Below are 24,235 nucleotides of genomic sequence, written 5' to 3'. Positions count from 1 at the left end.
TAACGGGCTTCCGGTCCTTACGAAACGCGGACACCGGACCCGCCGCCCCGCCCGCCGGGCGCGGGCGGTGCGACGCTTGAGGCATGCGATCGCCGTACGAGCCCCACCGGGCCGCCACCAGGGACGACCCGGTACGAGACCGAGACCGGGACGGAGCCCGCGCCCGGGTTCTGGTCGTGGACGACGACCCCACCGTCGCCGAGGTGGTCGCCGGATATCTGGACCGGGCCGGCTACGCGGTCGACCGCGCCGACGACGGCCCGGCGGCGCTCGGCCGCGCCCGCGCCCGGTGGCCCGACCTCGTCGTGCTCGACCTGATGCTGCCCGGCATGGACGGCCTGGAGGTGTGCCGCCGGCTGCGGGAGCAGGGGCCCGTGCCCGTCATCATGCTCACCGCCCGCGGCGACGAGGAGGACCGCGTCCTCGGCCTGGAGGTCGGCGCGGACGACTACGTCACCAAACCCTTCAGCCCCCGGGAGCTCGTGCTGCGCGTCGAGTCCGTGCTGCGCCGCAGCCGCCCCGCCGCCGACGGCGGGCACCGGCTGGCCGCGGCGGGACTCTCGGTCGACCCGGACGCCCGCCGCGCCACCAAGAACGGCGGCGAACTCGCCCTCACGCTGCGGGAGTTCGACCTGCTCGCCTTCTTCCTGCGCAATCCGGGCCGCGCCTTCGGCCGGGAGGACCTGATGCGGGAGGTGTGGGGCTGGGACTTCGGCGACCTCTCGACGGTCACGGTGCATGTGCGCCGGCTGCGCGGCAAGGTCGAGGACGACCCGGCCCGGCCCCGGCTGATCCAGACCGTGTGGGGCGTCGGCTACCGCTTCGGGCCCGGCGGGGCGGTGGACTGACCATGCGCGCCATGCCCCTCATCGCCCTCTACGCCTTCGCCGGGGCCGCCGCGACCGGACTCGCCGGAGCCTGCGTGCTGCGGCTGATCCGGCGCCGCTCGCTCACGGCCTCCCTCGCCGTGGTCGCGGCCGTCGGTGTCGTCGCCATGCTCGCCGGGACGCTCGCGGTCGCCTGGGCGATGTTCCTGTCCCCGCACGACCTGTCCGTGGTCACCACCGTCGTCGCCATGGCGGCCGTGGTCTCCCTGGCCACCGCGCTGCTGATGGGCCGCTGGGTGGTCGCCCGCAGCCGCGAACTCACCGACGCCGCCCGCTCGTTCGGCGACGGCGGGGCCTTCGCCGCACCGGACGGACCCGCGACCGCCGAACTGGAGGCCCTCAGCCGCGAGCTGGCGGCCACCAGTGCCCGGCTCGCCGAATCCCGGGAGCGGGAGCGGGCGTTGGAGGCATCGCGGCGGGAGCTGGTCGCCTGGATCTCGCACGACCTGCGCACCCCGCTGGCCGGACTGCGGGCCATGGCGGAGGCCCTGGAGGACGGCGTGGCCGCCGACCCCGACCGCTACCTGAAGCAGATCCGCGCCGAGGTGGAACGCCTCAACGGCATGGTCGGCGACCTCTTCGAACTCTCCCGGATACACGCGGGCACCCTCTCCCTGAGCCTCGCCCGGATCTCCCTGTACGACCTGGTCGGCGACGCCCTGGCCGGGGCCGACCCGCTGGCCAGGGAACACGGGGTGCGGCTGGTGGGGGAGCGGGTCGAACCCGTGCCGGTGGAGGTCGACGGGAGGGAGATGAGCCGGGTGCTCGGCAATCTGCTGGTCAACGCCATCCGCCGGACGCCCGCCGACGGCACGGTCGCGATCGCCGCCGAACGCACCGACGCGGGTGTGCTGCTGTCCGTCACCGACGGCTGCGGCGGCATCCCGGAGGAGGATCTGCCGCGCGTCTTCGACACCGGCTGGCGCGGCACCGACGCCCGGACGCCGCCGGCCGGCGCGGGTCTCGGCCTGGCCATCGTCAGGGGCATCGTGGAGGCACACCGGGGCCGGGCCACCGTCCGCAACATTCCGGGCGGCTGCCGTTTCGAGGTGGTGCTGCCGACAGCGCGATAGGGCGCGCGAGTTCATTCCACCCGGAGACCGGCCCGCGCGAACTCCCGCATCCCCTCGGCGAATTCGACCTGCGGCTGCCACCCCAGTGCGGCCCGCAGCCGCCCGGAGTCCGCCGTGATGTGCCGTACGTCCCCCAGCCGGTACTCCCCGGTGACCACCGGCTCCGGTCCGCCGCACGCCTCGGCGAGCGCCCGCGCCAGTTCGCCGACGGTACGGGGCTCACCGCTGCCGGTGTTGTACGCGGTGAGCGCGCCCGGCGCGGACTCCGCCTCCAGCGCGGCCACGTTCGCCGCGGCCACGTCCCGGACATGCACGAAGTCCCGCCGCTGGCCGCCGTCCTCGAAGACCCGGGGCGCCTGTCCACGGGCGAGCGCGGAGCGGAAGAAGGAGGCGACCCCGGCATAGGGGGTGTCGCGGGGCATCCGGGGGCCGTACACATTGTGGTAGCGCAGGGACACCGCCGTACCGCCCGTGGACCGGGCCCAGGCGGCGGCCAGGTGTTCCTGGGCGAGCTTGGTCGCCGCGTACACGTTACGGGGATCGGCCGGGGCGTCCTCCCCGACCAGGCCGGGGGACAGCTCCGCCCCGCACTCCGGGCACCGGGGCTCGAACCGGCCGGCGTCGAGGTCGGCCACGGCGCGCGGGCCCGGCCGTACGACACCGTGGCGCGGGCAGGTGTACCGGCCCTCGCCGTAGACGACCATGGACCCGGCGACCACCAGGCGCCGCACGCCCGCCTCCGCCATCGCGGCGAGCAGCACGGCCGTGCCCAGGTCGTTGCGCGAGACGTACTCCGGGGCGTCCGCGACGCCGTTGCCGAGTCCGACCATCGCCGCCTGATGGCATACGGCGTCCACCCCGGCCAGCGCCCGCGCCACCGCCGCCGGGTCCCGGACGTCCGCGCCGGGATCCGTACGGACGTCGTACACCACCGGCTCATGGCCGTGCGCCCGCAGTGCCTCGATGACATGGGAACCGATGAACCCGGCGCCGCCGGTGACCAGTACACGCATACGGCCACGCTAGACGGGCCCCGCACCGCGCTCCCGGAACGCGCGGGTCATGTCACGGCTCCGTAAGACATGAGGGGCGCCCAGCCGATGCGGAGCACCGGCACGCAGAACCGCTCCGGCGAGGTCGACGCGCGAGCCGCTGAGGTGAGGCTGTGTGCAGGCGGTGCTGTTGTTCCTGGGCGGATTCTCCGGGAGTCATGCGCACCGGAACGGCCCCCGGCGCGGTTCACGTCCACCGCGCCGGGGGCCGCCGGTCAGCCGGTGGTCAGCAGGCGTCGTACGACATAACCGGCGGAGTCCACGCCGGAGGTGCCGCCCTCGACCAGGGCCGCGACCGCGATGTGCGCGTTGTACGCGGTCAGCCAGCCGTTGGTGTGGTCGCCCTCCTCCGCGGTGCCCGTCTTGGCGCCGACCCCGGCGAGGCCGGCCAGGCGCGGTGCGGCGGTGCCACCGGTGGCGGTCGCGCGCATCATCGACCGGAGGTAGCCCGCGGTGCGGGGCGTGATGGGGCGCGGCGCGCTCGTCTGCTGCTGCCCCGGCACGATGATGGGCTGCCGGAAGCCGCCGGCCCGCACCGTCGCCGCCACGGACGCCATGAACAGCGGGGTGGCGGAGACCCGGCCCTGACCGATGAACTGGGCCGCCTGGTCGCCGCCCTCGGCGTCCACCGGGATGCTCGGGTCGGTGGTGGCGACCCCGCCGCCGATGGACCAGCTGCCCATGCCGAAGACGTTCACCGCCTCGTCGTGCAGCGCGGAGGCGTCACCGTCGTGCACGAGGTAGTGGAAACCGTCCTTGATGAAGGAGGTGTTGCACGACACGGCGAAGGCCTGCGCCAGGTCGGACCCCGGATTCGCCTTCACACCGGGGTCGTTGTGGAACGACTGGCTGTTGGCCGTCAGGGAGTCGGTGCACGGCGCCGGGCTCGCCGGGGTCAGGCCCGCCTTGTCGAACAGGGCCGCCGACGTGATGATCTTCATCGTGGAGCCGGGCGACTTGATGCCGTTGATGGCGATGTCCCCGTCCGCGCCCGTGTGCGCCACCGCCAGGATGTGCCCGTTGCTCCAGTCGACGGCCACCGAACCGGCGGGCCTGCCCGCGAGGTGCGGGTCCTTCACGGCCTGCTCCGCCGCCGACTGGAGCCGCGCGTCGATCGTGGTCCTGATGACCGGCGCGCCGCCCTTCTTGAACGTCTTCAGCGTCTTCACGCCCGCCCCGTCGGCGTCCACGACGGCCACTCCGGTGCCCGGACGGCCGCCGGTGGCATCGCCGTTCTGCCGGATCGTCGCCGCGATGTCCCGCAGCGAGTCGAACCCGGACAGGTCCGTCCTGCCGTCGCTCGCCACCACCTTCGCGTCGATCGAACCCGCGGGCAGCGTGCCCGCGGTCAGCGACTGGCCGTCCCCGAGGCCCGGGTACAGCACCGAGTTGTTCCAGTGCACCGCCGTGGCGCCGTTGTCGCTCTTGCGCACGGCCACCGCGCTCGGATAGCTCCAACTGCCGCCCGCCACCTGCGCGGTGACGGTGAAGGTGACCTTCGTCGCCCACGGCGTCACGGTCGACGGACCGGCCGGGAGAACGTTGTCGAACGTCACCTTCTCCAGGTGCAGGCCGTCCTTGTACTGCCGCAGCGCCAGGGCGGCCGCGTCCGGCTCGTCGGTCTCGGCGGCCGCCCCGCCGACGTTCTGCCCGGCCCAGTGGTCCAGGAACGCGCGGGCCGACTTCACCGCCTCGGTTCCGGAGGGCGGCGTGGTCGACGTCGCCGACGGGTCGAAGCCCGTGTCCTGCGCCCGGTCCCCGGCCGTACCGCCGGTCAGCCCGTGCAGGAGGTTGTAGGTGCCTATTCCCCCCAGAACGAGCAGGGCGGTGGACGTACCGGCAATGCCGATCTTCACAGCTCTGTTCATGCGCCGGATCGTATGTACGTTCCATGAAGTGACGAGACGACTACGGCGGGATCGTTACCGAAATGTCGATACGGACCGCTCAAAAATCCGGCACGAGGGGGATCGCCCAACCCGGCGGGGCGGCCCTCCCCAGCTATCGGACGATTAAACCGGTCGATACTGGTGTAAAAGTGAGACTGATGGAACCAGCGCGCAAGAGCGACACCGCAGCGACGTCCGTGGGGTCGGCGGACCTCTTCGACGCGTCCACGGACGCGGCCGCGGTGATCTCGCAGGACGGTGCGGTGGTGGGCTGGACCCGCGGCGCCGAGGCCCTGCTCGGCCACACCGCGCCGGAGATGGTCGGCACCCCCGCCGGGCGGCTGCTCGCCGCGCCCGAGGCCCCCGCCCGGGTCGGTGGCATCGCCGAACGCTGCCGCGCCGGGAACGGCTGGAACGGCACGGTCCGCGTCCGCCACCGCGACGGCCACCCGATCGACCTCCTGCTGCGGGTCTCGGCCGCCTTCCGCATGGACGGACGGGACTGCTTCCTGCTGTCGGCGCACGAGGAGCGCGGGCGGTGGACGATGGCCCAGTCCGTCCTCGACGGATTCCTCACCCGCTCACCGGTCGGCATGGCCGTCCTGGACCGCGACCTGCGCTACGTATGGTTGAACGGCACCCTGGAGCAGCTCGGCGGGGTACCCCAGGAGGAGCGGCTCGGCCGGCGCCTGAGCGAAGTGCTGCCGGGACTACAGGGCGAGGCCCTGGAGAAGCTGATGCGCAAGGTGCTCGCCACCGGCGTGCCCGTCACCGACTACGAGTACGACGGCTGGAGCTGGGCCGACCCGCACCTCAGGCACGCCTACTCGGCGTCCTTCTTCCCCCTGGTGGACGCCGACGACGCCGTCACCGGCATCTGCTACATGGTCCTGGACGTCACCGAGCGCTGGGCCGCCCGCCGCATCCTGTCGATGGTCAACGAGGCCGGCACCAGCATCGGCACCACCCTCGACGTGCTGCGCACGGCCGAGGAACTGGCCGACTTCGCCGTCCCGCGCTTCGCCGACCTCGTGATCGTGGACCTGCTCGAACCCGTGCTCGGCAGCGAGACCCACGAGGCACTGCTCGACGACGCCGGGTCCGCGCCCGCCCGGCCCACGCTGCGCCGCGCCGCCCTGCGCTCGGTGCGCGAGGGCTGCCCCGAGGCCGTCCACCGGGTCGGCGAGCGGGTCGGGTTCCTCGGCCCGCCGCACGACGCGAAGACGCTCATCAAGGGCGACCCGCTGTTCATCCCGGTCCTCGACGCGGAAGAGGGCCCCTGGACCGACGCCGAACCGCGGCGCGCCGACCGCATCCGCGAGTTCGGTATCCACTCGCTGATCTGCGTCCCCCTGCGGGCCCGCGACACCGCGCTCGGCCTCGCCACCTTCGCCCGTACGACCAACCAGGCGCCCTTCGGCTCCGACGACGTACTGCTGGCCCGGGAACTGGTGGCACGGGCGGCGGTCTGCCTGGACAACGCCCGCCGCTACACCCGGGAGCACACGGCCGCCCTCACCCTCCAGCGCAGCCTGCTGCCCCCGGCCCTGACCGGCGGCACCGCGCTGGACGTGGCCTCCTCCTACCTCCCGGCCGACTCGGCCGGCGGCGTCGGCGGCGACTGGTTCGATGTGATCCCGCTGTCCGGGGCGCGGGTCGGGCTCGTCGTCGGCGATGTGGTGGGACACGGCATCAGCGCCGCCGCGAGCATGGGCCGGCTGCGCACCGCCGTACAGACGCTCGCCGACATGGAGCTGCCCCCCGACGAACTCCTCGCCCACCTGGACGATCTCGTCCTGCGGCTGGGCGGCGAGGAGACCGTCTCCGGCGCCGACGTCCGGGGCGCCGCCGCCCTCACCGGCGCGACCTGCCTCTACGCCGTGTACGACCCCGTCACCCGGCGCTGCACCATGGCCCGCGCCGGCCACCCGCCGCCCGTCGTCGTCCCCCCGGACGGGCCCGCCTACTTCCCGGAGATCCCCGCAGGGCCGCCGCTGGGCCTGGGTGGCATGGCCTTCGAGGCCACCGAGATCGAGCTGGCCGAGCACAGCCTGTTCGGCCTGTTCACCAATGGCCTCATCCAGGCCGACGACGACGTCGAGTGCGGTATGTCCCGGCTCGCCGAGGCCCTCGCCCGCCCCGAGCCGGACCTGGAGAGGCTGTGCGCCGCCGTCGTGCGCGACCTCGTTCCCGGGCCGCAGCCCGACGACATCGCGCTGCTGCTGACCCGCACCCACGCCCTGGGCGCCGACCACGCCGTCTCCTGGGACGTCCCCGACGACCCGGCCGCCGTCGGCGAGATCCGCACCCTGGCCGCCCGCCAGGTCACCGAATGGGGCCTCGGGGAGCTGGCCATGACGACGGAACTGCTGGTGAGCGAGCTGGTCACCAACGCGATCCGCTACGCCGCCCCGCCCATCCGGGTACGGCTCCTCCGGGACTCCCGGCTGACCTGCGAGGTCGCCGACGCCAGCAGCACCGCGCCCCGCCTCAGGCACGCCCGCAGCACCGACGAGGGCGGCCGCGGGCTGTTCCTTGTCGCCCAGATGTCGTTGCGCTGGGGCGCCCGCTACACCGGCGAGGGAAAGATCATCTGGGCCGAGCAGAGCATTCCCGCCGAGCAGCAGCTCAAGGCCGAGTACCGGTACCCCGACGACCGGGGGATCTTGTAGGGGACGGATGGCTCGGCTAGGGCGTGTGCGGCTTGTCCACGGCGCGGATCCCGTCGTCGGCGAGCAGACACGCCGCGAGGGCCGCCGTGTCGTCCTGGAGGCTGTCGCCGCTGTACTCCAGCAGATCGTGGTGCAGCCGCTCCAGCAGCTCGTGCGGGGGCAGCGGGCCGAAGGAGCGCAGGCGCCGCGCCAGGGGGTAGAAGGTGCCGGACGGGTCCCGGGTCTCGGTCACGCCGTCCGTGTACAGCAGCAACTGCTCGCCGGGTTCGAAGGGGTAGCTGTCGACGTGGTGCGGGTCCGGCAGCAGTACGCCGAGGTTCAGCGGGGGGCCCGAGCAGCCGCTGTCCAGCTCCAGCACCTCGTCGGCGCGGATCAGCAGCGGCGGCGGATGGCCGCAGTTGACGACCCGGACGGTCCGCCCGTCGGCCGGGATCTCGGCGAAGATCGCGGTCACGAACCGCTCGCCGATCTCGCTGCCGCCGAGGTGCTCGGCCCGGCGCGTCATGCTGCGCTCCATGCGCAGGGCCAGGGCGGCGAGATCGGGCTCGTCGTGCGCGGCCTCGCGGAACGCGCCGAGCAGCGCCGCGGCCGTCTCCACCGCGAGCAGCCCCTTGCCGCGCACATCGCCGATGAGCAGCCGTACACCGAACGCGGTGGGCACCGCCTCGTAGAGGTCGCCGCCGATGCGCGCCTCCGCGGCGGCGGACAGATACAGGCTCTCCAGGAGCAGATTGCCGATCCGCTGCGGAAGCGGGCGCAGCAGCACGCGCTGCGCGATGTCGGCCACGAACCGCACGTCGGCCAGGGTGCGTTCACGGCGGATGCGGTGCGCGGCGAGGATCGTGCCGAGCGCGCCCACCAGGGCCGTGCAGACGTAGTCGGCGACGTAGTGGCGGTCCCACAGATAGCCGACCGGTCGGCCGGCGCAGCACGGCGTGCCGGCCAGGATCCCCTCCATGACGACGGCGAAGACCGTGGCCCCCGCGACCGTACGGGGCCCGTGCGCGAACGCGGTCACCAGCGGAAGGGCGACCAGCAGAAAGCTCACGGGCCAGTCGACGGGCGTGATCGGTTCGAGGATCAGTACGGCCGCGACGTAGAACACCGGGAGCCAGCGCATCCACCTCGGAGGCGCCGGTGCTCCGGTGCGCGTGGCGGCACCGACCTCCGGCAGGCGACGTGGACTTCGCACACGGGACTCCTGTCACACGGGCTGGACAAGGATCCAGCCTGGTGTGCGGGTCCACGCCGCACCGGTCATTGCTCCACTCAGCGGCATGTTCCGGTACCCGGGGGCCAACGGGCCCTACCGGGGGACCGGGGAGCCCGGCCGGGGGAACGGTTCACCAGTAGTGCCGGCGGCCTCCGACCGCGTGTCCCACCGATCCGAGGATCCACAGCACCGCGCCGACCACCAGAAGGATGATTCCGATGGTCCACAGAATGGATATCCCGGTGAGGAATCCGACGATGAGCAAGATGATGCCGAGGGCGATCATGGCCCGCCTCCTGTCGACGAACGTTCCTGGGTACCGTGTGCCCCGAAGTAGGCCGAGTCATCATCCGGGATGCGAAAATCTGTCCGGGTTTCTTCGGGGGTGCCGTTCGCGCGGGACCCGCCGCGGCTCAGCCTCCGGGCGCGCCCCGGCGCAGGCCGTCCATCACCAGGTCGAGGAGCCGGGTGGCGCGCGGCCGCCAGTCCTCGCGCGGGTCGAGCTGCCACAGGCCGGCGATGGCGAGCATGAAGTCGTCCGCGGTGACGCCGGGCCGGATGGTGCCGGCCTCCTCGCCGGCCCGCAGCAGCAGCGCCGCCGCGTCGGTCACCGGGGTGTGCGCGGGCTTGGCCGGGCCGCCCGGCGCGCCGGTGACCTGCCGGATCGCGTCGGCAAGACCGGCCTTGGTCATGGCGAACTCGGAGAGCCGGTCCATCCAGGCGCGCAGGGCCTGCGCGGGCGGCAGGGTGTCCAGCAACTGCGCCGCGCTGTCGGCGACATGGCCCATCTCGTGGCGGTAGATCTCCAGGACCAGGGACTCGCGGCCCGGGAAGTTGCGGTAGAAGGTCCCCTGGCCGACCCCCGCCTTGCGGGCGATGGCGCTCAGCGGGACGTCCGGGCAGCGCGACAGCTCGGCCAGCGCCACCTCCAGGATGCGCTCCCGGTTGCGCTGCGCGTCCGAGCGCCGTGGTGAGTCCTGCATGTGCGGCACTCGTCCTCCCCGAGGGGCGTGGCCGAACCTCGCCCTTGCTGAGCGGACAAGTGTCCGTTACGTTTCCGAAGTAACGGACAGCTGTCCGGTTGACTCCACGATAGCCGCGGAACCGCCACCGCGGCAGCCATCGGGCCGCCGCCCCCCACCACGGCGATCCGCATCGCCCCGCACGGCGCTCCGCACCGGCTCCGCATGTCACCGCTCCACATACCAAAAGTCACCGCTCCGCATATCAACGGCTCGGCATACAACGGCTCCGCACCTCATGTGTTTTCTGGAAATGCGAAAGAAGCTGCCATGGCCTCCTCGACGTCCAGTGTCATCACCCTGCACATCAACGGCGAGAAGTTCACACTGCCCGTCGACCACCGCACCACCCTGCTCGACGCGCTGCGTGAACACCTCACCCTGACCGGCACCAAGAAAGGCTGTGATCAAGGGCAATGCGGGGCCTGCACCGTCCTGTCGGACGGACGCAGGACGGTCTCCTGTCTGCAACTGGCCGTGGCGGCCGAGGGGCGGGAGATCACCACGATCGAGGGCGTCGCCGAGGGGGACCGGCTGCATCCCGTGCAGCGGGCGTTCCTCGAACTCGACGGCTACCAGTGCGGTTACTGCACCCCGGGCCAGATCTGTTCGGCGATCGGGATGCTCCGGGAACACGCGGAGGGCCTGCCGAGCGCCGTCACCGACGACATCCGGCCCGAGGCCGGACCGCCCCCGCTGAGCGCCGAGGAGATCCGGGAGCGCATGAGCGGCAACCTGTGCCGGTGCGGTGCCTACGTCGCCATCGTCGAGGCCGTGGCCAGGGCGGCGGCGGACGGCGAGCGCACGGCTGCCGCGACCGAGTCCGAGGAGGCCGTGGCATGAGGGAGTTCGACTACCGGCGGGCCACCGACGTCGCGGGCGCCGTCGCCCTGCTCGGCGCCGACCCGGACACCCGCTACCTCGGCGGCGGCACCAATCTCGTGGACCTGATGAAGACCGGCGTCGAACGCCCCACCCGGCTGGTCGACATCCGTGAACTCCCGCTCGACCGGGTCGAGTCGACGCGCGACGGCGGTCTGCGCATCGGCGCCACCGTCACCAACGCCGACCTCGCCGCCCACCCCGAGGTGCGCCGCCGCTACCCGGCGCTGGCCCAGGCCGTGCTGGCCGGTGCCTCCGGGCAGCTGCGCAACATGGCCACGGTCGGCGGGAACCTGCTCCAGCGCACCCGCTGCGGCTACTTCACCGATGTCACCCGGCCCTGCAACAAGCGGATCCCGGGCAGCGGTTGCCCCGCCGTCGAGGGCGAGCACCACAACCACGCGATCCTCGGCGCCTCCGAGCACTGCGTGGCCGTACACCCCTCGGACATGGCCGTCCCGCTCACCGCCTTCGACGCCGTCGTCCAGTACGAAACCGCCGACGGACCGGGCGAGTTGCCGCTCACCGAGTTCTATCTGCCGGTCGGCGACACCCCGCACCTGGAGACCGCCCTGCCGCCCGGCGCGCTGATCACCGGCGTCGTCCTGCCGCCCGCGCCCGTCGCCGCCCGCTCCCGCTACCGCAAGGTGCGCGAGCGCGCCTCGTACGCGTTCGCCATCGGCTCCCTCGCGGCCGCGCTCGACATCGGGGACGGCGTCGTGCGCGAGGCGAGGCTGGCCCTCGGCGCGGTCGCCTCCCGGCCCTGGCGGGCCCGGGCCGCCGAAGCGGTACTGACCGGGGCGCCGGCCGTACCCGAGACCTACGCCGCCGCGGCCGAGGCCGAACTGGCCGCCGCCCGGCCGCTGCCGCACAACGGATACAAGGTGACCCTGATGCGCAACCTCGTCGTATCCGTCCTCACCGAACTCGCCGAGGAGGCCGCCCGATGACCACCGTCACCGCCACCGGGACGGCCACCCGCGCACCGTCCGTCGGCACCGCCCGCACCCGCGTCGAGGGCGTCGAGAAGGTCACCGGCGCCGCCCGGTACGCGGGCGAGATCCCGTTCGCCGACCTCGCCCACGGCTGGCTGGCCCTCTCCACGGTCGCCCGCGGCCGCGTCAGTGCCCTCGACACCGACGCGGTGCTCGCCATGCCCGGCGTCCTCGCGGTCCTCGACCACCGCAACGCGCTGCGCCTGAACACCGACTTCGCCGGTCTGCTGGGCATGCGGCCCGACCCGACCTGCGCGGTGTTCCAGCACGACCGGGTGCCGCACCTGGGCTGGCCGGTGGCGCTCGTCGTGGCCGAGACCTCCGAACAGGCCCGGGAGGCAGCCGAGTCGCTGGTGGTGCACTACGAACCGGAGCCGTCCACAACCGACTTCACCGCGCAAAGCCCCGACGCCTACCCGCTGGACGGAGTCATGCCGGCGCTGACGGAGAAGGGCGACATCGAGGCCGAACTCGCCGCCTCCGCCGTGACGTTGGACGCCGAGTACACCACCCCCGAAGAGCACCACAACCCGATGGAGCCGCACGCGGCCACCGCCCGGTGGGACGACGGCCGCCTCGAAGTGGTCGACTCCAACCAGGGCGCCACCTGGGTCGGGGGCGACCTGGCCAGCCTCTTCTCGCTCGACCCGGCCGCCGTACGGGTGCGCTCCGAACACGTCGGCGGCGGCTTCGGCAGCAAGGGCGTGCGCGCCCACCAGGTGGCCGCCGCGATGGCCGCGAGCGTGCTCAAGCGCCCCGTCCGCGTGGTCATGACCCGCCGTCAGATGTTCACCCTGGCCGGCCACCGCAGCCCCACCGTGCAGCGGATCAGGCTCGGCGCCGACGCCGAGGGGCGGCTGCGGGCCCTGGAACACCGCGCCCTCAGCCACACCTCCACCGTCTACGAGTTCGTGGAGCCGAGCGCCGGGGTGGCGCGGGTGATGTACGACGCCGACGCCCACCGCACCGAGAACCGCGTGGTACGGCTCGATGTGCCGAGCCCGACCTTCATGCGTGCCCCGGGCGAGGCGCCGGGTTCCTTCGCGCTGGAGTCCGCGCTGGACGAACTCGCCGTCGCCTGCGGGCTCGACCCGATCGAACTGCGGCTGCGCAACGACGCCCGGCGCGGGCCGGTCTCGGGCCTGCCGTTCGCGGGCCGGCGGCTGGCCGAATGCTTCCGGGAGGGCGCCCGCCGGTTCGGCTGGGCCGGCCGCGACCCGCGCCCCGGCGCGCGCCGCGACGGCCGCTGGCTGCTGGGCACCGGCACCGCCGCGGCCTCCTTCCAGGCGGGCGCGGCACCCTCCACCGCGACCGCCACCGCCCACCCGGACGGTGCCTTCACCGTCCGGATCGCCGCCGCCGACATCGGCACCGGCGCCCGTACGGCCCTCACCCTGGTCGCCGCGGACGCGCTGGGCGTGGCACCCGAGCGGGTCCGGGTCCGCATCGGCGACAGCGCCTTCGGACCGGCGATGATCGCCGGCGGCTCCATGGGCACCCGCTCCTGGTCCTGGGCGGTCAAGCTCGCGGCCGAGGAACTGCGCGAGCGGCTCGCCCTCGGCGCCGACATCCCGGCCGAGGGCATCACCGTCCGCTCCGACACCACCGCGGCCATCGGCGCGCTCGCCGCCGCCGAACGGCACTCCTTCGGCGCCCAGTTCGCCGAGGTGGCCGTGGACGTCACCACCGGCGAGGTGCGGGTGCGCCGGATGCTCGGGATCTTCGCGGCGGGCCGGATCATCAATCCGCTCACCGCGCGCAACCAGTTCCTCGGCGGCATGACCTGGGGCATCTCCATGGCCCTGCACGAGGAGGCGCTGCGCGACCATGCCTCGGGCGGTCTCGTGGGCGCCGACCTCGCCGGGTATCACGTCGCGACCCACGCGGACGTCCCGCGCATCGAGGCCGACTGGATCGAGGACCCGGACCCGGACGACCCGGTCGGCATCAAGGGCATCGGCGAGATCGGCATCGTGGGCGCCGCGGCCGCCGTCGCCAACGCCGTCCGGCACGCCACCGGCGTCCGCCACCGCGATCTGCCGATCACTCCGCGGCGCGTCCTGACGGCGGGGGCGCCGGATGCTTGACCTGGCCGCCGAGCTGACCCGATGGCTGGGCGAGGGGCGGGAGTTCGCGGTCGCCACCGTGGTGTCCGTCGGCGGCAGCGCCCCGCGCGATCCCGGCGCCGCCCTCGCCGTCGACCGCGCGGGGACCGTGATCGGCTCGGTCTCCGGCGGCTGCGTCGAGGGCGCGGTCTACGCGCTGTGCCAGGAGGCGCTGGAGAGCGGCCGGAGCGTCGTCGAGCGGTTCGGGTACAGCGACAAGGACGCCTTCGCGGTCGGGCTGACCTGCGGCGGGGTGATCGACGTCCTGGTCACGCCGGTAAGCGCGCGGGCGCCCGTCCGGCCGGTCCTCGCCGCGGCCCTCGCACTCGTCGCCGAGGGCGAGCCGGTGGCCCTCGCCCGGATCGCCCGTGGCCCCGACGACCTGCTGGGCCGGACCCTGCTGGTGCGGCCCGACGGCGCCCACGAGGGCACGCTCGGCGGCCACGCGGACCTCGACCGGCGGGCTGCGGCCGAGGCGGGCGCCCTGCTGGAGGCGGGCCGCACCGGCACGGTGGAGATCTCCGCCGACGGCTCGCACTGCCCCGGCGGCCTCACCCTGCTGGTCGAGTCCGACGTGCCGCCCCCGCGCATGATCATCTTCGGTGCGGTGGACTTCGCCTCGGCGCTGGCGCGGGCCGGCAAGTTCCTCGGCCACCATGTGACCGTCTGCGACGCCCGCCCCGTCTTCGCCACCGCGGCCCGCTTCCCCGACGCCGACGAGGTGGTGGTCGACTGGCCGCACCGCTATCTGCGGCGCACCGCGACCGACGCGCGGACCGTGCTGTGCGTGCTCACCCACGACGCGAAGTTCGACGTACCGCTGCTCAAGGTGGCCCTCGGCATGCCGCTCGCGTTCGTCGGCGCGATGGGCTCCCGGCGCACCCACGAGGACCGGGCGCGGCGGCTGCGCGCGGAGGGCGTGAGCGAGCGCCAACTGGCCCGGCTGCGCTCGCCGATCGGCCTCGACCTGGGCGCCCGTACGCCCGAGGAGACCGCCCTGTCCATCACGGCGGAGATCGTCGCCGCCCGGCGGGGCGGCACCGGCGCGCCGCTGACCGGCGGCCGGGCGCCGATCCACCGGAACCGGCCATCCGCCGTGGCGGCGGGCGTATGAGACGACGACGGTGGGTAGGGAAGGACCAGGCTATTCACCGTTCGATGAATTACTGCTCCGACGAAGGGCGGGAACGCGATGGAGACGGTGGACATGGACGACCCCGGGGAGCGGACCACCTGCTGTGTGGTGGGCGGCGGCCCCGCGGGCATGGTGCTCGCCCTGCTGCTGGCCCGCTCCGGCGTGGAGGTGACGGTGCTGGAGAAGCACGCCGACTTCCTGCGCGACTTCCGCGGCGACACCGTCCACCCCTCCACCCTGGCGCTGCTGGACGAACTGGGCCTGGCCGAGCGGTTCGCCCGGCTGCCGCAGCGCCGGGTGCGCACCGTACGGCTGCCGGTCGACCCCGGCCGCCCCCAGGTCACCGTCGCCGACCTCTCGGTGCTGCGCGGCCCCTACAACTACGTGGCAATGGTGCCCCAATGGGATCTCCTCGACCTGCTCGCCGACGAGGCCCGCCGCGAACCCTCCTTCCGGCTGCGGATGAACACGGAGGCCACCGGCTTCCTGACGGAGGGGGGACGGGTGACCGGGGTGCGCTACCGCACCGCCGACGGCCGCACCGGGGAACTGCGCGCCCTGCTCACCGTCGCCTGCGACGGCCGCGGCTCGCTCGCCCGCGCCCGGCGGGAGCTGGGACCGCGCTCCTTCGACTGCCCGATGGACGCCTGGTGGTTCCGGCTGCCGCGCCGCGTGGACGATCCGAGCGGGCTGGTCGGCGGCGCGGGCGACCGCTTCCTCACCGCGATGATCGACCGCGGCGAGTACTGGCAGTGCGCAGCGCTCATCCCCAAGGGCACCGACGGCAGCCGCCGCGCCGCCGGACTCGGCACATTCCGGGCCCAGTTCACCGCCGCCGTGCCCTGGCTCGCCGACCGCGCCGACACCCTGCGCTCCTGGGACGAGGTCAAGCTCCTCGACGTACGCCTGGACCGACTGCGCCGCTGGTACCGCCCCGGACTGCTGTGCATCGGCGACGCGGCCCACGCCATGTCCCCGGTCTTCGGCATCGGCATCAACCTCGCGGTCCAGGACGCCGTGGCCACCGCCCGCCGTCTCGCCGGACCGCTGCGCCGGGGTGCCGTGAGCGAGCGCGAGCTGCGTGGGGTGCAGCGGCGCCGCCGGCCCACGACGGTCGCCACCCAGACCCTCCAGCGGCTGGCCCACGCCCGCCTCATCCGCCCCGTGCTGGAGGGCCGGCCGCCGCTCGGCAACGCGGACCGGGCCCGGCGCGTCGCCCATCTGCTCGCCGGCTCCCGGCGGTTGCGCAGGCTGCCCGCCTACTTCATCGCCTACGGCGCCCGGCGCGAGCGGCCACCCGCGGCGGCGGTCCGCAAGCCCGCCCGGGTCGGCGAAGGGGGTCCGGGCGAGGCGTCGTAGCGACCGGGAAAAGCTACTGACGGGGTGTCGTCCGTACAGGAAAATCCCAGTGAATGGACAGGTAACCTCGGGTAAGCGGGGTAATCCATAACGATCTTGGCGCAGACCTTGCGCAAGGGACGAACGCCCCTAGCCTCCCCCCATGGCTTTTCTTTCAAGTCGCCGCAGCAGAACGCGTCTGGCTCCCGAGCTGGACGACCAGGAGCTGGGCAGACTTCTCAAGTCCCTGCGGGCGACCACCCGGACGGGGACGATCGCGACGACCGACCTGTGCGCGGCGCAGATCACCCGCCTGCTCGATCAGGACCCGGGCGACTGGGACCGCCGTACCCACCGCATCGACGTGCTGGCGGACTTCCTGACGGCGTCGCACCTGCCGCGGTCCTGGGCCGCGCGCGAGCCGCGCAGCGCCGACGCGCTCGTGCTGCACGCCTGGACCATGGTCGCCGACGCCCGCGCCCAGGGCCGCCCGGAGGACGCCTCCAAGGCCACCGACCTCTGTCTGCGGGCCGCCGAGATCGCCCCCGACGACCCCACCCCCTGGGTCGCCCTGCTGGCGGTGGCCCGCCTCCAGCGCTGGCAGCAGCCCCAGGCGTTCGGCGTCTGGAACGAGGTGCTCGCCCGCGACCGCTGGAACCGCGAGGCCTACCTCGGCATGCTCGGCTACCTCAGCCCCGAGGAGGGCGGCTCGCGCATCCAGGTCCTGGAGTTCGTGGACACCCTGTGCGCCCGCATGCCGGCGAACGCCCCCTGCGCGGGCGTCGAGCTCACCGCCCAGGTCCTCCAGTACCACTCCGTCCTCGGCCGCGGCGGATTCGAGGCGCTGGTGGCCCGCAACCACTGGTCCCACGCGATGGCCGCCCAGGCCCTCGACCGCGTGGCCCACACCTGGCCCCAGCCGGGATTCCTGCGCCACGCGAAGGCGCTCGCCGATCTCAATCTGCTCGCCTACGCCCTGATGGCCGCCGACCGCCGCCGCGACGCCGCGCCCGTCTTCGAGGCCCTGGGCGGCATCGTCACCTCCTGGCCCTGGAGCCTCGGCGGCGAGGCCCTCGCCGAGTACGACCAGGCGCAGCGCAGGGCCACCGTCGGCCTGTGACGACGGGGCGCGGGGCCCTGTCGGCGAGGGCTCGCCGGTGCCGGAATATCCGGGGCGGGGGCCCCGTTGACGTGACCTGATTGGCATGCCCGGAACAGAGCCCGACCAGGGTGGGGGCGAGGACCGGGCGGAAAGGTATCCCATGGCACGCAGCACCGCGCGTCCCGTCGTCAGGCTGAAGTCGACGGCCGGGACCGGCGTCACCTATGTGACGCGGAAGAACCGCCTCAACGACCCCGACCGCCTCGTGCTGCGCAAGTACGACCCGGTCGCCGGCGAGCACGTCGCGTTCCGCGAGGAGCGCTGAGCCCCGGGGTCGCCCCGGGAAACCCGATGATCGACCGGTCCGGTTCCGCGAATGGCGGCACCGGGCCGCTCGCCGTCCGGGGCCGCACCGGCCTGCTGTGATGTCTCCCACCCACCCTTGTCGTGGCGTGGAAGGGCTACCTAAGTTCGTATGTATGTCCGCTTATGACCCCACCCCGTCCGCCCAGCCGGTCGAGTTCTCCGTCGACCTCACCGCCCACGAGATGCTCCGGCGCGCCCATGTCATGGACGCCGTCGGCCCCACGTGGGACCCCGTCAAGGCGCTGCGGGAGGAGGACGCGGCCCAGGACCTGCTCTACTCCGACCTCGACGAGGAGCAGCAGCGCATCTACGACGAGCTGGTCGCCGCCGGTGTCCTGCCCCGGCGCGGAGACGGCCGTGCTACCGCTTGATCCGCAGGCGGACATCGGCCGGCGCGCCTGGGTGACCTGTCCGAACTGCTCGGACCACCAGGGCTGCGCCACCTGCGGGGAACGCCGCAGGTGCACACGGCACTGGCGCTATCTGCTCTCGAACACCGGCAGCATGCTCCACCTCCAGTGCCCGACCTGCACCCACGTCTGGGACCACGAGACGGGCTTCGGTGCGAGCGGCGGCCGCCGGAACAGGGCGTCGGACGACCGCTGACGTCCGTGCCGTCTGTGCCGCATGTTCGGTCTGTGTCGTCTGCGTCGGGGCGCGATCGGTCTCAGGCCGCGCGCGTGAACAGGGGCAGGTAGCCGAGGGACTGCCCGGAGGCGTTCGGGTGGTACGACTCGGTGAGGTCCAGCACCTCGACGCTGCGCAGCCACGGCCCCGCGGAACAGATCTCGTGCCCGTCGAACGCGCTCCGGGCGTCCGCGAACGCGAACCCGTGACCGGTGGCATGCCGGGCGATCACCCCGTCGAGGTGGTCGATGGCCGCGTTGAGCGCCGCCCGTTCCGTGTCCTCCAGGCCCCGCGAGCAGGTGCCGTGGAGCTGGTAGAAGTGCGGATAGCCGAGCACCACGACGCGGGCGCCCGGCGCCTTGCCCCTGATCGCCGAGTAGAGCCGGTCGAGGTTCGCGGGCAGCGTCTCGTCGACGTAGGTGCGCGCGCTGTCGACGGCGTTGAGGCACGCCTTGGTGCCGGGCAGCGCGCAGATCCCCATCACCTTGGCCCAGCTCGCGTCACTGCCGCCGACGGTGACGCTGACCAGGTCGGTACGGCCGCTCAGCGCCCCGAGCTGCTTGTTCAGCACGTCCCCGGTCTTGGCGCCGTTGCAGGCGGCGAAGGCGAAGGACGAGGCGTGCACCGACGCCCACAGCGCGGGGTACGCCCGGCTGCTGCGTAGACAGCTCGCGCCCTCGGGGAGGTAGTCGCCGGCACCGACACCGGCCGAGTAGGAGTCCCCGAGAGCCACGTAGTCCAGGGCCGCGCGGTTCGGTGCCGCCGGGGCGCTGGCGGGACCGGCGAGGGTGCAGGCGCCCGCGAGGGACACGGCGGCGGCCCAGGACTGGATGCGGAACGGTCTCATGCCCCCGTTTATCGCGCACCCATGACGCCCCCGCTCCGTCACCGTCCGCGACGTTGACAATCCGCTCCGTCGATGCGCCCGGGGCCGGGGCTCGGGGCGGAAGGCGCCGAGCACGGTGTCGCGGGACCGCCGCCCGCCCGGCGTTCACCCGAAAGGACGTCACCCGCACGGACGAACGGAAATGAAAAAGGCAAGGAGTGCGTACTCCTTGCCACTCTCAAGTTATAGCGGGTGGGGGGCCTTGCGGCAAGGCCCCTCCCCTGGCGCACAATCTCCGCTCCGGACGGCGAACCGCAGGTGGGACGCCTTATGTGGGTGAGGGGTTTCATGATCGACGTGATCATCGCGGGTGGCGGACCGACCGGTCTGATGCTGGCCGCCGAGCTACGGCTGCACGGCGTCCGCACCGTCGTGCTGGAGAAGGAGGCGGAGCCCACCCGGATCGTCCGGGCGCTCGGGCTGCACGCGCGCAGCATCGAGGTACTGGACCAGCGCGGCCTGCTGGAACGTTTCCTGGCCCAGGGCAAGCAGTACCCGCTCGGCGGCTTCTTCGCGGGCATCCGCAAGCCGTCGCCGGCGGGCCTGGACACCGCGCACGGGTACGTCCTCGGCATCCCGCAGCCCGTCACCGACCGCCTGCTGGCCGAGCGCGCCACGGAGCTGGGCGCCGAGATCCGCCGGGGCGGCGAGGTGGCCGGGCTGAGCCAGGACGAGGACGGGGTGAGCGTCGCACTGGCCGACGGCACACGGCTGCGCTCGCGCTACCTCGTCGGCTGCGACGGCGGCCGCAGTACGGTGCGCAAGCTGCTCGGCGTCGCCTTCCCCGGGGAGCCCTCCCGCGTCGACACCCTGCTCGGCGAGGCACGGCTGACCGCCTCGCCCGAGGAGGTGGACGCCGTGGTGACCGAGATCCGCAAGACCCAGCTGCGGTTCGGCGCCGGGCCCCTCGGCGACGGGGTGTACCGCGTCGTCGTACCGGCCGACGGCGTGGCCGAGGACCGTACGGCCCCGCCGACCCTGGACGAGGTACGACGGCAGCTGCGGGCCGTCGCCGGGACCGACTTCGGCATCCACGCGCCGCGCTGGCTCTCCCGCTTCGGCGACGGCACCCGGCAGGCCGAGCGCTACCGGGTCGGCCGCGTCCTGCTGGCCGGCGACGCGGCCCATGTCCACCCGCCGATGGGTGGCCAGGGGCTCAACCTCGGCGTCCAGGACGCGTTCAACCTCGGCTGGAAACTGGCCGCCGAGATTGCCGGCTGGGCGCCCCAGGGGCTGCTCGACACCTACGAGCGCGAACGCCACCCCGTCGCCGCCGACGTGCTCGACAACACCCGGGCCCAGATGGAACTGGTCTCCCTCGAACCGGGGGCCCAGGCGGTACGCCGGCTGCTCTCGGAACTCATGGACTTCGAGGAGGTGAACCGCCGTCTGACCGAGAAGATCATCGCGACCGGCATCCGCTACGACCTCGGCGACGGCCACGAACTCCTCGGCCGCCGCCTCCCGGACATGCCCCTGAAGCAGGGACGCCTCTACGAGCTGCTGCGTGAGGGCCGCGGCCTGCTGCTCGACCGTACCGGCCGCCTCTCGGTGTCCGGCTGGGCCGACCGGATCGACCATGTCGTCGACGGCAGCGACCGACTGGACGTCCCCGCCGTGCTCCTGCGGCCCGACGGCCATGTGGCCTGGGCCGGCGAGGACCCGTCCGGTCTCGCCGAACGACTGCCGAGGTGGTTCGGCGCACCCGGGTCGCCCCGCTAGGAGCGACCGGCCCGGCACGCGCGCCGGGTACGGGACCGGTCTCGGTCCCCGATTCCCGTCCCGGCGAAGGTGCTTCGCGAGACGAGCCGCCCGGGGCGCGCACGCGTGGACGCGCGCCCCGGGGCCCGCCCCTCGGTGTCAGACGGCGCTGTCCTCGGCGGCCCGGAAGTAGTGGCCCTCCTCCAGGTCGGCGAGGAGGGCCGGTCCGGTCGGCTCCCAGTCGAGCAACGCGCGGGTGGCGGCGCTCGAAGCGGGGGCGTCGAGGCCGACGAAGCCGCTCAACCAGCCGAAGTGCCCGGCCAGGTCCTCGGCACCCACCGACGCCGTCGGCAGCTTCAGCCGGCGGCCGATCACCTCGGCGATCTCACGGAGCGGCACACCCTCTTCGGCGGCTCCGTGCAGCACCGTGCCGGCCGGGGCCTTCTCGACCGCGAGCCGGAACAGCCGCGCCGCGTCCAGCCGGTGGACGGCCGGCCAGCGGTTGGCGCCCTCACCGGGGTAGCCGGAGACGCCCTTCTCCCGTGCGGTGCCGATCAGCGAGGCCATGAAGCCGTTGTCCCCGTCGCCGTGGCAGGTGGGGGAGAGCCGCACCACGGACGACCGCACCCCGCGCTCCGCGCACGCGAGGACGGCCTGCGCGGTGACGGCACGGATCAGGATCGGCGAGTCGCCCTCGACCACCGGCATGTCCTGCTCCGTCGCCACCCGCCCCGGCTTCAGCCCGGCCAGCCCGGAGGCGAGCACGAACGGGCGGTCGCTGCCCGCGAGCGCCTCGGTGAGCACGTCGACGGCCCTGCGGTCGGCCTCCGCGGCGCTCTGGAAGCCGCCGGAGAAGGCCACGTCGTGCTTGAAGGCGAGGTGGATCACCCCGTCCGAGCCGGCGGCCGCGGCGCGCAGGACATCCAGGTCGTCCAGGCTGCCCCGGACGACCTCGGCGCCGGCCGCGGTCAGCGCCTGCGCGGAGGCGTCGGAACGGGCCAGGCCGACGACCTGGTGACCCGCCCCGATGAGCTCAGGAACGACGGCCGAACCGATCCAGCCCGACGCCCCGGTCACGAAAACACGCATGAGAGATCCCCAGACAGTTTGATGTCAGTTACTGACATCGACGCTAGCACTGATGTCAGCCGCTGTCATCGCGTAGGATGCGGGCCATGGGCAGATGGGAGCCGAACACGCGCGAGCGCCTGGCGAAGGCGGCGTTGGACCTGTACGGCGAGCGCGGGTTCGAGCAGACCACCGTGGCGGAGATCGCCAGGAGCGCGGGACTCACCGAGCGCACGTTCTTCCGGCACTACGCCGACAAGCGCGAGGTGCTCTTCTCCGGCGCCGTCGAACTCGAGCAGCTGCTGGCGAAGGCGGTCGCCGACGCCCCGCCGTCCGCCGCGCCGATCGAGGCGGTGGCGGCGGGCCTGGACGCGATGTGCGCGGTGTTCGAGGAGCGGCGCGACTTCGCGCGCAAGCGCCAGGCCGTGATCTCGGCGACCGCGGAACTGCGGGAACGCGAACTGATCAAACTCGCCTCCCTGGCCACCGCCCTCACCGACACGCTCCGTGGCCGAGGTGTCCCGCTTTCCGTGGCCGGCCTCACCGCCGAGACCGGCGTCGCCGTCTTCAAGGTGGCCTTCGAGCGCTGGATCACCGCCGACGAGACGCGTCCGCTGGCCCGGCTCGCGCGGGAATCGCTCGACGAGCTCAGGGCCGTCGTCATGGGCGGGAACACTTCGATGAGTGAGGTGTGACTGGTGGGGTAGGCGCCCCCACCGGCCGGTCGAGCGGCAAAGTCGGGCAATCCGTTACATGGTGCCCGGGGCTCGTCACCGGCCGTACAGGAAGGAGAAGAACATGATCAAGCTGGCACGGCACGCGGGTACGGTCGGAGCCTCGGCGGCGCTGCTCGGTGGCGCCCTGCTCGCCACCGCCGGGACCGCGACGGCGGCCCCGCAGCACACCGCACACCTCCCCGCCCGCACCACCGCGAGCCAGACCGGCGGCCCCAGCGGCTCCGCCCACCGCGCCGGGCACCGGCTCGACCCCTGGATCGAGGGGCAGCTGGCGCAGTTCGACCCCGCCGCCAAGCGCCGTCTGGCCGTGTTCGACCCGTGGGTGAAGGACCAGCTGGCCCGGTACGCGCCCGCCGCTCTCGGCCAGGGCTGACGCGGGCCCGCCGCCCTCGCCCCGGTCGGCGCCCTCAGTCCACGAACTCCACGGCCGGGTACATCGGTGACGGTCTCCCCGGCAGCCGTCCGTCGCGGCCGCGCAACCAGTGTCGAAGCACGAGGCCACATATGCCTCGGTCATACGGATCGCCGTGGTTGGAGGGATCGTGCCGAGGTCGCCGGTCATACGAACCCGGGTCTTTTCGCCCGGGGTATCCGTAGGGGATGCCCGATGTCCGACCCTGGACTGGCCGGGGCCCGCCCCCGCGGGCGGAGCCCCGGTCACGGCGGCGTCGTACAGTGCGCGGGTCGCGGAGCCGAAGTACGCGCTGTACGAGACCTGCGCGGTGTTGCCGCCCGTGTGGTACCCGCCGATCACGCCGATGACCGCCCACCCGTCGACCCACGGCACGAGCATGGGGCCACCGCTCGTGCCGCCGACGAAGGCGTCGCAGGCGATGCGCGGGAACGTCCCCGGGTCGGCCGGATCGTCGCTGGCCCACCGCGTGGTCCGGCTCCAGCACTCCAGCGGCTTGTCCGCGCCCGCCGGGTAACCGATCATCCGCACCGGTGCGTGGCGGTACCCCGTCCCGGTGAGCAGCCGTACCCCGCCGACCGCGTCCTGCAAGGACGTCCCGTCCTGGTTGGGCTCCGTCACCGCGAAGCCGAAATCGTAGGCGGCGCCCGCGTGTTCGCCCAGGTCGTAGTACTGCTGCGGCACATAGACACCGTTGGCCCCGACGGGGAAGACCCCGTAGGGCTTGACCCCGTCGTGGTACTGGGGGACGAAGGCCAGCCGGCGCTGCGGGGCGGTGCCCGAGTAGCCCTTCAGGCAGTGGCCCGCGCTCAGGACCAGGTCGCGCCCGGGGCTGCGGACGACCGAGCCGCTGCAGGTACGCCCGGTGCCCTGGGCGTCGGTCCAGAAGAAGGTGCCGGCCTGCGGGACGCCGTCGAAACTGTGGCTGGGCGGAATGTACTCGCCCGGCCGGGGACCGTCCACCGCGGGGGAGAGGGCCGGGCTCGCCGCCCCGGAGCCCTTCGCCGCGCCGGCGGGCAGGGCGGCCGTCATACGAGCCGCCGTCCAATAGGCGTCGAGCCGCGCGGCGACCG

Annotated in this window: 22 protein-coding genes; 15 read left to right on the top strand and 7 right to left on the bottom strand. The window is 73.5% G+C overall.

Annotated features, from left to right (window positions below):
- Positions 1-83: 83 nt before the first annotated feature.
- Together QHG49_RS02330 and QHG49_RS02325 are read left to right on the top strand one after the other, a co-directional pair.
- Entirely contained in the window at positions 84-848 is a 765-nt protein-coding gene (locus QHG49_RS02330) for a response regulator transcription factor (RefSeq protein WP_370530415.1), read from the top strand.
- 2 nt (positions 849-850) lie between these two features.
- Entirely contained in the window at positions 851-1,960 is a 1,110-nt protein-coding gene (locus QHG49_RS02325; protein ID WP_145486741.1) for a sensor histidine kinase KdpD, read from the top strand.
- An 11-nt stretch (positions 1,961-1,971) separates the two neighbouring features.
- Here the strand turns inward: QHG49_RS02325 and QHG49_RS02320 are convergent, their stop codons facing one another.
- Both QHG49_RS02320 and QHG49_RS02315 read right to left on the bottom strand, forming a co-directional pair.
- Positions 1,972-2,973 carry an NAD(P)-dependent oxidoreductase gene (locus QHG49_RS02320; protein WP_301487082.1) on the bottom strand — a complete coding sequence of 334 codons (1,002 nt, stop codon included), beginning with the start codon at positions 2,971-2,973 and terminating at the stop codon, positions 1,972-1,974.
- Positions 2,974-3,227: 254 nt separating this feature from the next.
- On the bottom strand, positions 3,228-4,880 hold the full coding sequence (locus QHG49_RS02315) for a penicillin-binding transpeptidase domain-containing protein (RefSeq protein ID WP_145486743.1): 1,653 nt from the start codon (positions 4,878-4,880) through the stop codon (positions 3,228-3,230).
- Positions 4,881-5,059: 179 nt separating this feature from the next.
- Between QHG49_RS02315 and QHG49_RS02310 the strand changes: the two genes are divergently transcribed.
- The gene (locus QHG49_RS02310) at positions 5,060-7,573 is read left to right on the top strand and encodes a SpoIIE family protein phosphatase (RefSeq protein ID WP_301487081.1); all 2,514 of its coding nucleotides are present in this window, start codon (positions 5,060-5,062) and stop codon (positions 7,571-7,573) included.
- Positions 7,574-7,589: 16 nt separating this feature from the next.
- On the opposite strand, the gene QHG49_RS02305 is transcribed toward QHG49_RS02310, so the two are convergent.
- From QHG49_RS02305 to QHG49_RS02295, 3 genes are all read right to left on the bottom strand, one after another.
- Positions 7,590-8,693, bottom strand: coding sequence for a PP2C family protein-serine/threonine phosphatase (locus QHG49_RS02305; protein ID WP_370530559.1), 1,104 nt, complete (start codon positions 8,691-8,693; stop codon positions 7,590-7,592).
- A 223-nt stretch (positions 8,694-8,916) separates the two neighbouring features.
- Positions 8,917-9,072 (bottom strand): DUF6131 family protein, encoded by a 156-nt coding sequence (locus tag QHG49_RS02300; protein ID WP_145486746.1) that lies wholly within the window; start codon positions 9,070-9,072, stop codon positions 8,917-8,919.
- Positions 9,073-9,199: 127 nt separating this feature from the next.
- On the bottom strand, positions 9,200-9,769 hold the full coding sequence (locus QHG49_RS02295) for a TetR/AcrR family transcriptional regulator (RefSeq protein WP_222128853.1): 570 nt from the start codon (positions 9,767-9,769) through the stop codon (positions 9,200-9,202).
- A gap of 309 nt (positions 9,770-10,078) precedes the next feature.
- Here QHG49_RS02295 and QHG49_RS02290 point away from each other — a divergent pair, with 309 nt between their 5' ends.
- The 9 genes from QHG49_RS02290 (at position 10,079) to QHG49_RS02250 (ending at position 18,337) form a co-directional block, all read left to right on the top strand.
- Entirely contained in the window at positions 10,079-10,651 is a 573-nt protein-coding gene (locus QHG49_RS02290) for a (2Fe-2S)-binding protein (protein WP_301487079.1), read from the top strand.
- On the top strand, positions 10,648-11,640 hold the full coding sequence (locus tag QHG49_RS02285; protein WP_301487078.1) for a xanthine dehydrogenase family protein subunit M: 993 nt from the start codon (positions 10,648-10,650) through the stop codon (positions 11,638-11,640). The genes QHG49_RS02290 and QHG49_RS02285 overlap by 4 nt, the downstream gene beginning before the upstream one ends.
- Complete coding sequence (locus tag QHG49_RS02280; RefSeq protein ID WP_301487077.1) at positions 11,637-13,772, top strand: xanthine dehydrogenase family protein molybdopterin-binding subunit; 2,136 nt, start codon at positions 11,637-11,639, stop codon at positions 13,770-13,772. The genes QHG49_RS02285 and QHG49_RS02280 overlap by 4 nt, the downstream gene beginning before the upstream one ends.
- Positions 13,765-14,904 carry an XdhC family protein gene (locus QHG49_RS02275; RefSeq protein WP_301487076.1) on the top strand — a complete coding sequence of 380 codons (1,140 nt, stop codon included), beginning with the start codon at positions 13,765-13,767 and terminating at the stop codon, positions 14,902-14,904. Before QHG49_RS02280 ends, QHG49_RS02275 begins: the two co-directional genes overlap by 8 nt.
- Before the next feature lie 93 nt (positions 14,905-14,997).
- Positions 14,998-16,284 (top strand): FAD-dependent oxidoreductase, encoded by a 1,287-nt coding sequence (locus QHG49_RS02270; protein WP_159707831.1) that lies wholly within the window; start codon positions 14,998-15,000, stop codon positions 16,282-16,284.
- A 142-nt stretch (positions 16,285-16,426) separates the two neighbouring features.
- Positions 16,427-17,383 (top strand): hypothetical protein, encoded by a 957-nt coding sequence (locus tag QHG49_RS02265; RefSeq protein ID WP_301487075.1) that lies wholly within the window; start codon positions 16,427-16,429, stop codon positions 17,381-17,383.
- Between the two features lie 142 nt (positions 17,384-17,525).
- Positions 17,526-17,690 (top strand): 50S ribosomal protein L33, encoded by a 165-nt coding sequence (gene rpmG, locus QHG49_RS02260; RefSeq protein ID WP_085563397.1) that lies wholly within the window; start codon positions 17,526-17,528, stop codon positions 17,688-17,690.
- A 154-nt stretch (positions 17,691-17,844) separates the two neighbouring features.
- Entirely contained in the window at positions 17,845-18,102 is a 258-nt protein-coding gene (locus QHG49_RS02255) for a DUF6400 family protein (RefSeq protein WP_301487074.1), read from the top strand.
- A complete protein-coding gene (locus QHG49_RS02250; protein WP_145486756.1) occupies positions 18,089-18,337 on the top strand; it encodes a hypothetical protein in 249 nt (82 codons plus the stop codon). Before QHG49_RS02255 ends, QHG49_RS02250 begins: the two co-directional genes overlap by 14 nt.
- 61 nt (positions 18,338-18,398) lie before the next feature.
- Here QHG49_RS02250 and QHG49_RS02245 read toward each other — a convergent pair whose 3' ends face one another.
- Positions 18,399-19,205, bottom strand: coding sequence for an SGNH/GDSL hydrolase family protein (locus QHG49_RS02245; RefSeq protein ID WP_301487073.1), 807 nt, complete (start codon positions 19,203-19,205; stop codon positions 18,399-18,401).
- Between the two features lie 327 nt (positions 19,206-19,532).
- Here QHG49_RS02245 and rox point away from each other — a divergent pair, with 327 nt between their 5' ends.
- Positions 19,533-20,966, top strand: coding sequence for a rifampin monooxygenase (gene rox / locus QHG49_RS02240; RefSeq protein ID WP_159698198.1), 1,434 nt, complete (start codon positions 19,533-19,535; stop codon positions 20,964-20,966).
- A gap of 138 nt (positions 20,967-21,104) precedes the next feature.
- Here rox and QHG49_RS02235 read toward each other — a convergent pair whose 3' ends face one another.
- Positions 21,105-22,034, bottom strand: coding sequence for an SDR family oxidoreductase (locus tag QHG49_RS02235; protein ID WP_301487072.1), 930 nt, complete (start codon positions 22,032-22,034; stop codon positions 21,105-21,107).
- Between the two features lie 86 nt (positions 22,035-22,120).
- On the opposite strand from QHG49_RS02235, the gene QHG49_RS02230 reads away from it, so the two are divergent.
- On the top strand, positions 22,121-22,708 hold the full coding sequence (locus QHG49_RS02230; protein WP_301487071.1) for a TetR family transcriptional regulator: 588 nt from the start codon (positions 22,121-22,123) through the stop codon (positions 22,706-22,708).
- Between the two features lie 103 nt (positions 22,709-22,811).
- Positions 22,812-23,123, top strand: a complete 312-nt coding sequence (locus tag QHG49_RS02225; protein WP_244320210.1) for a hypothetical protein — start codon at positions 22,812-22,814, stop codon at positions 23,121-23,123.
- Positions 23,124-24,235 lie beyond the last annotated feature (1,112 nt).

The sequence above is a fragment of the Streptomyces sp. WP-1 genome, from assembly GCF_030450125.1.
Lineage (GTDB): Bacteria > Actinomycetota > Actinomycetes > Streptomycetales > Streptomycetaceae > Streptomyces > Streptomyces incarnatus.
Note: the sequence above shows the minus strand (reverse complement) of the source record. Positions and strands in the feature narration are given on the sequence as shown.

Coding starts and splice junctions, on each gene's coding strand:
- QHG49_RS02330 (WP_370530415.1), top strand. CDS start 84: ATGCGATCGCCGTACGAGCCCCACCGGGCCGCCACCAGGGACGACCCG.
- QHG49_RS02325 (WP_145486741.1), top strand. CDS start 851: ATGCGCGCCATGCCCCTCATCGCCCTCTACGCCTTCGCCGGGGCCGCC.
- QHG49_RS02320 (WP_301487082.1), bottom strand. CDS start 2,973: ATGCGTGTACTGGTCACCGGCGGCGCCGGGTTCATCGGTTCCCATGTC.
- QHG49_RS02315 (WP_145486743.1), bottom strand. CDS start 4,880: ATGAACAGAGCTGTGAAGATCGGCATTGCCGGTACGTCCACCGCCCTG.
- QHG49_RS02310 (WP_301487081.1), top strand. CDS start 5,060: ATGGAACCAGCGCGCAAGAGCGACACCGCAGCGACGTCCGTGGGGTCG.
- QHG49_RS02305 (WP_370530559.1), bottom strand. CDS start 8,693: ATGCGCTGGCTCCCGGTGTTCTACGTCGCGGCCGTACTGATCCTCGAA.
- QHG49_RS02300 (WP_145486746.1), bottom strand. CDS start 9,072: ATGATCGCCCTCGGCATCATCTTGCTCATCGTCGGATTCCTCACCGGG.
- QHG49_RS02295 (WP_222128853.1), bottom strand. CDS start 9,769: ATGCAGGACTCACCACGGCGCTCGGACGCGCAGCGCAACCGGGAGCGC.
- QHG49_RS02290 (WP_301487079.1), top strand. CDS start 10,079: ATGGCCTCCTCGACGTCCAGTGTCATCACCCTGCACATCAACGGCGAG.
- QHG49_RS02285 (WP_301487078.1), top strand. CDS start 10,648: ATGAGGGAGTTCGACTACCGGCGGGCCACCGACGTCGCGGGCGCCGTC.
- QHG49_RS02280 (WP_301487077.1), top strand. CDS start 11,637: ATGACCACCGTCACCGCCACCGGGACGGCCACCCGCGCACCGTCCGTC.
- QHG49_RS02275 (WP_301487076.1), top strand. CDS start 13,765: ATGCTTGACCTGGCCGCCGAGCTGACCCGATGGCTGGGCGAGGGGCGG.
- QHG49_RS02270 (WP_159707831.1), top strand. CDS start 14,998: ATGGACGACCCCGGGGAGCGGACCACCTGCTGTGTGGTGGGCGGCGGC.
- QHG49_RS02265 (WP_301487075.1), top strand. CDS start 16,427: ATGGCTTTTCTTTCAAGTCGCCGCAGCAGAACGCGTCTGGCTCCCGAG.
- rpmG (WP_085563397.1), top strand. CDS start 17,526: ATGGCACGCAGCACCGCGCGTCCCGTCGTCAGGCTGAAGTCGACGGCC.
- QHG49_RS02255 (WP_301487074.1), top strand. CDS start 17,845: ATGTCCGCTTATGACCCCACCCCGTCCGCCCAGCCGGTCGAGTTCTCC.
- QHG49_RS02245 (WP_301487073.1), bottom strand. CDS start 19,205: ATGAGACCGTTCCGCATCCAGTCCTGGGCCGCCGCCGTGTCCCTCGCG.
- rox (WP_159698198.1), top strand. CDS start 19,533: ATGATCGACGTGATCATCGCGGGTGGCGGACCGACCGGTCTGATGCTG.
- QHG49_RS02235 (WP_301487072.1), bottom strand. CDS start 22,034: ATGCGTGTTTTCGTGACCGGGGCGTCGGGCTGGATCGGTTCGGCCGTC.
- QHG49_RS02230 (WP_301487071.1), top strand. CDS start 22,121: ATGGGCAGATGGGAGCCGAACACGCGCGAGCGCCTGGCGAAGGCGGCG.
- QHG49_RS02225 (WP_244320210.1), top strand. CDS start 22,812: ATGATCAAGCTGGCACGGCACGCGGGTACGGTCGGAGCCTCGGCGGCG.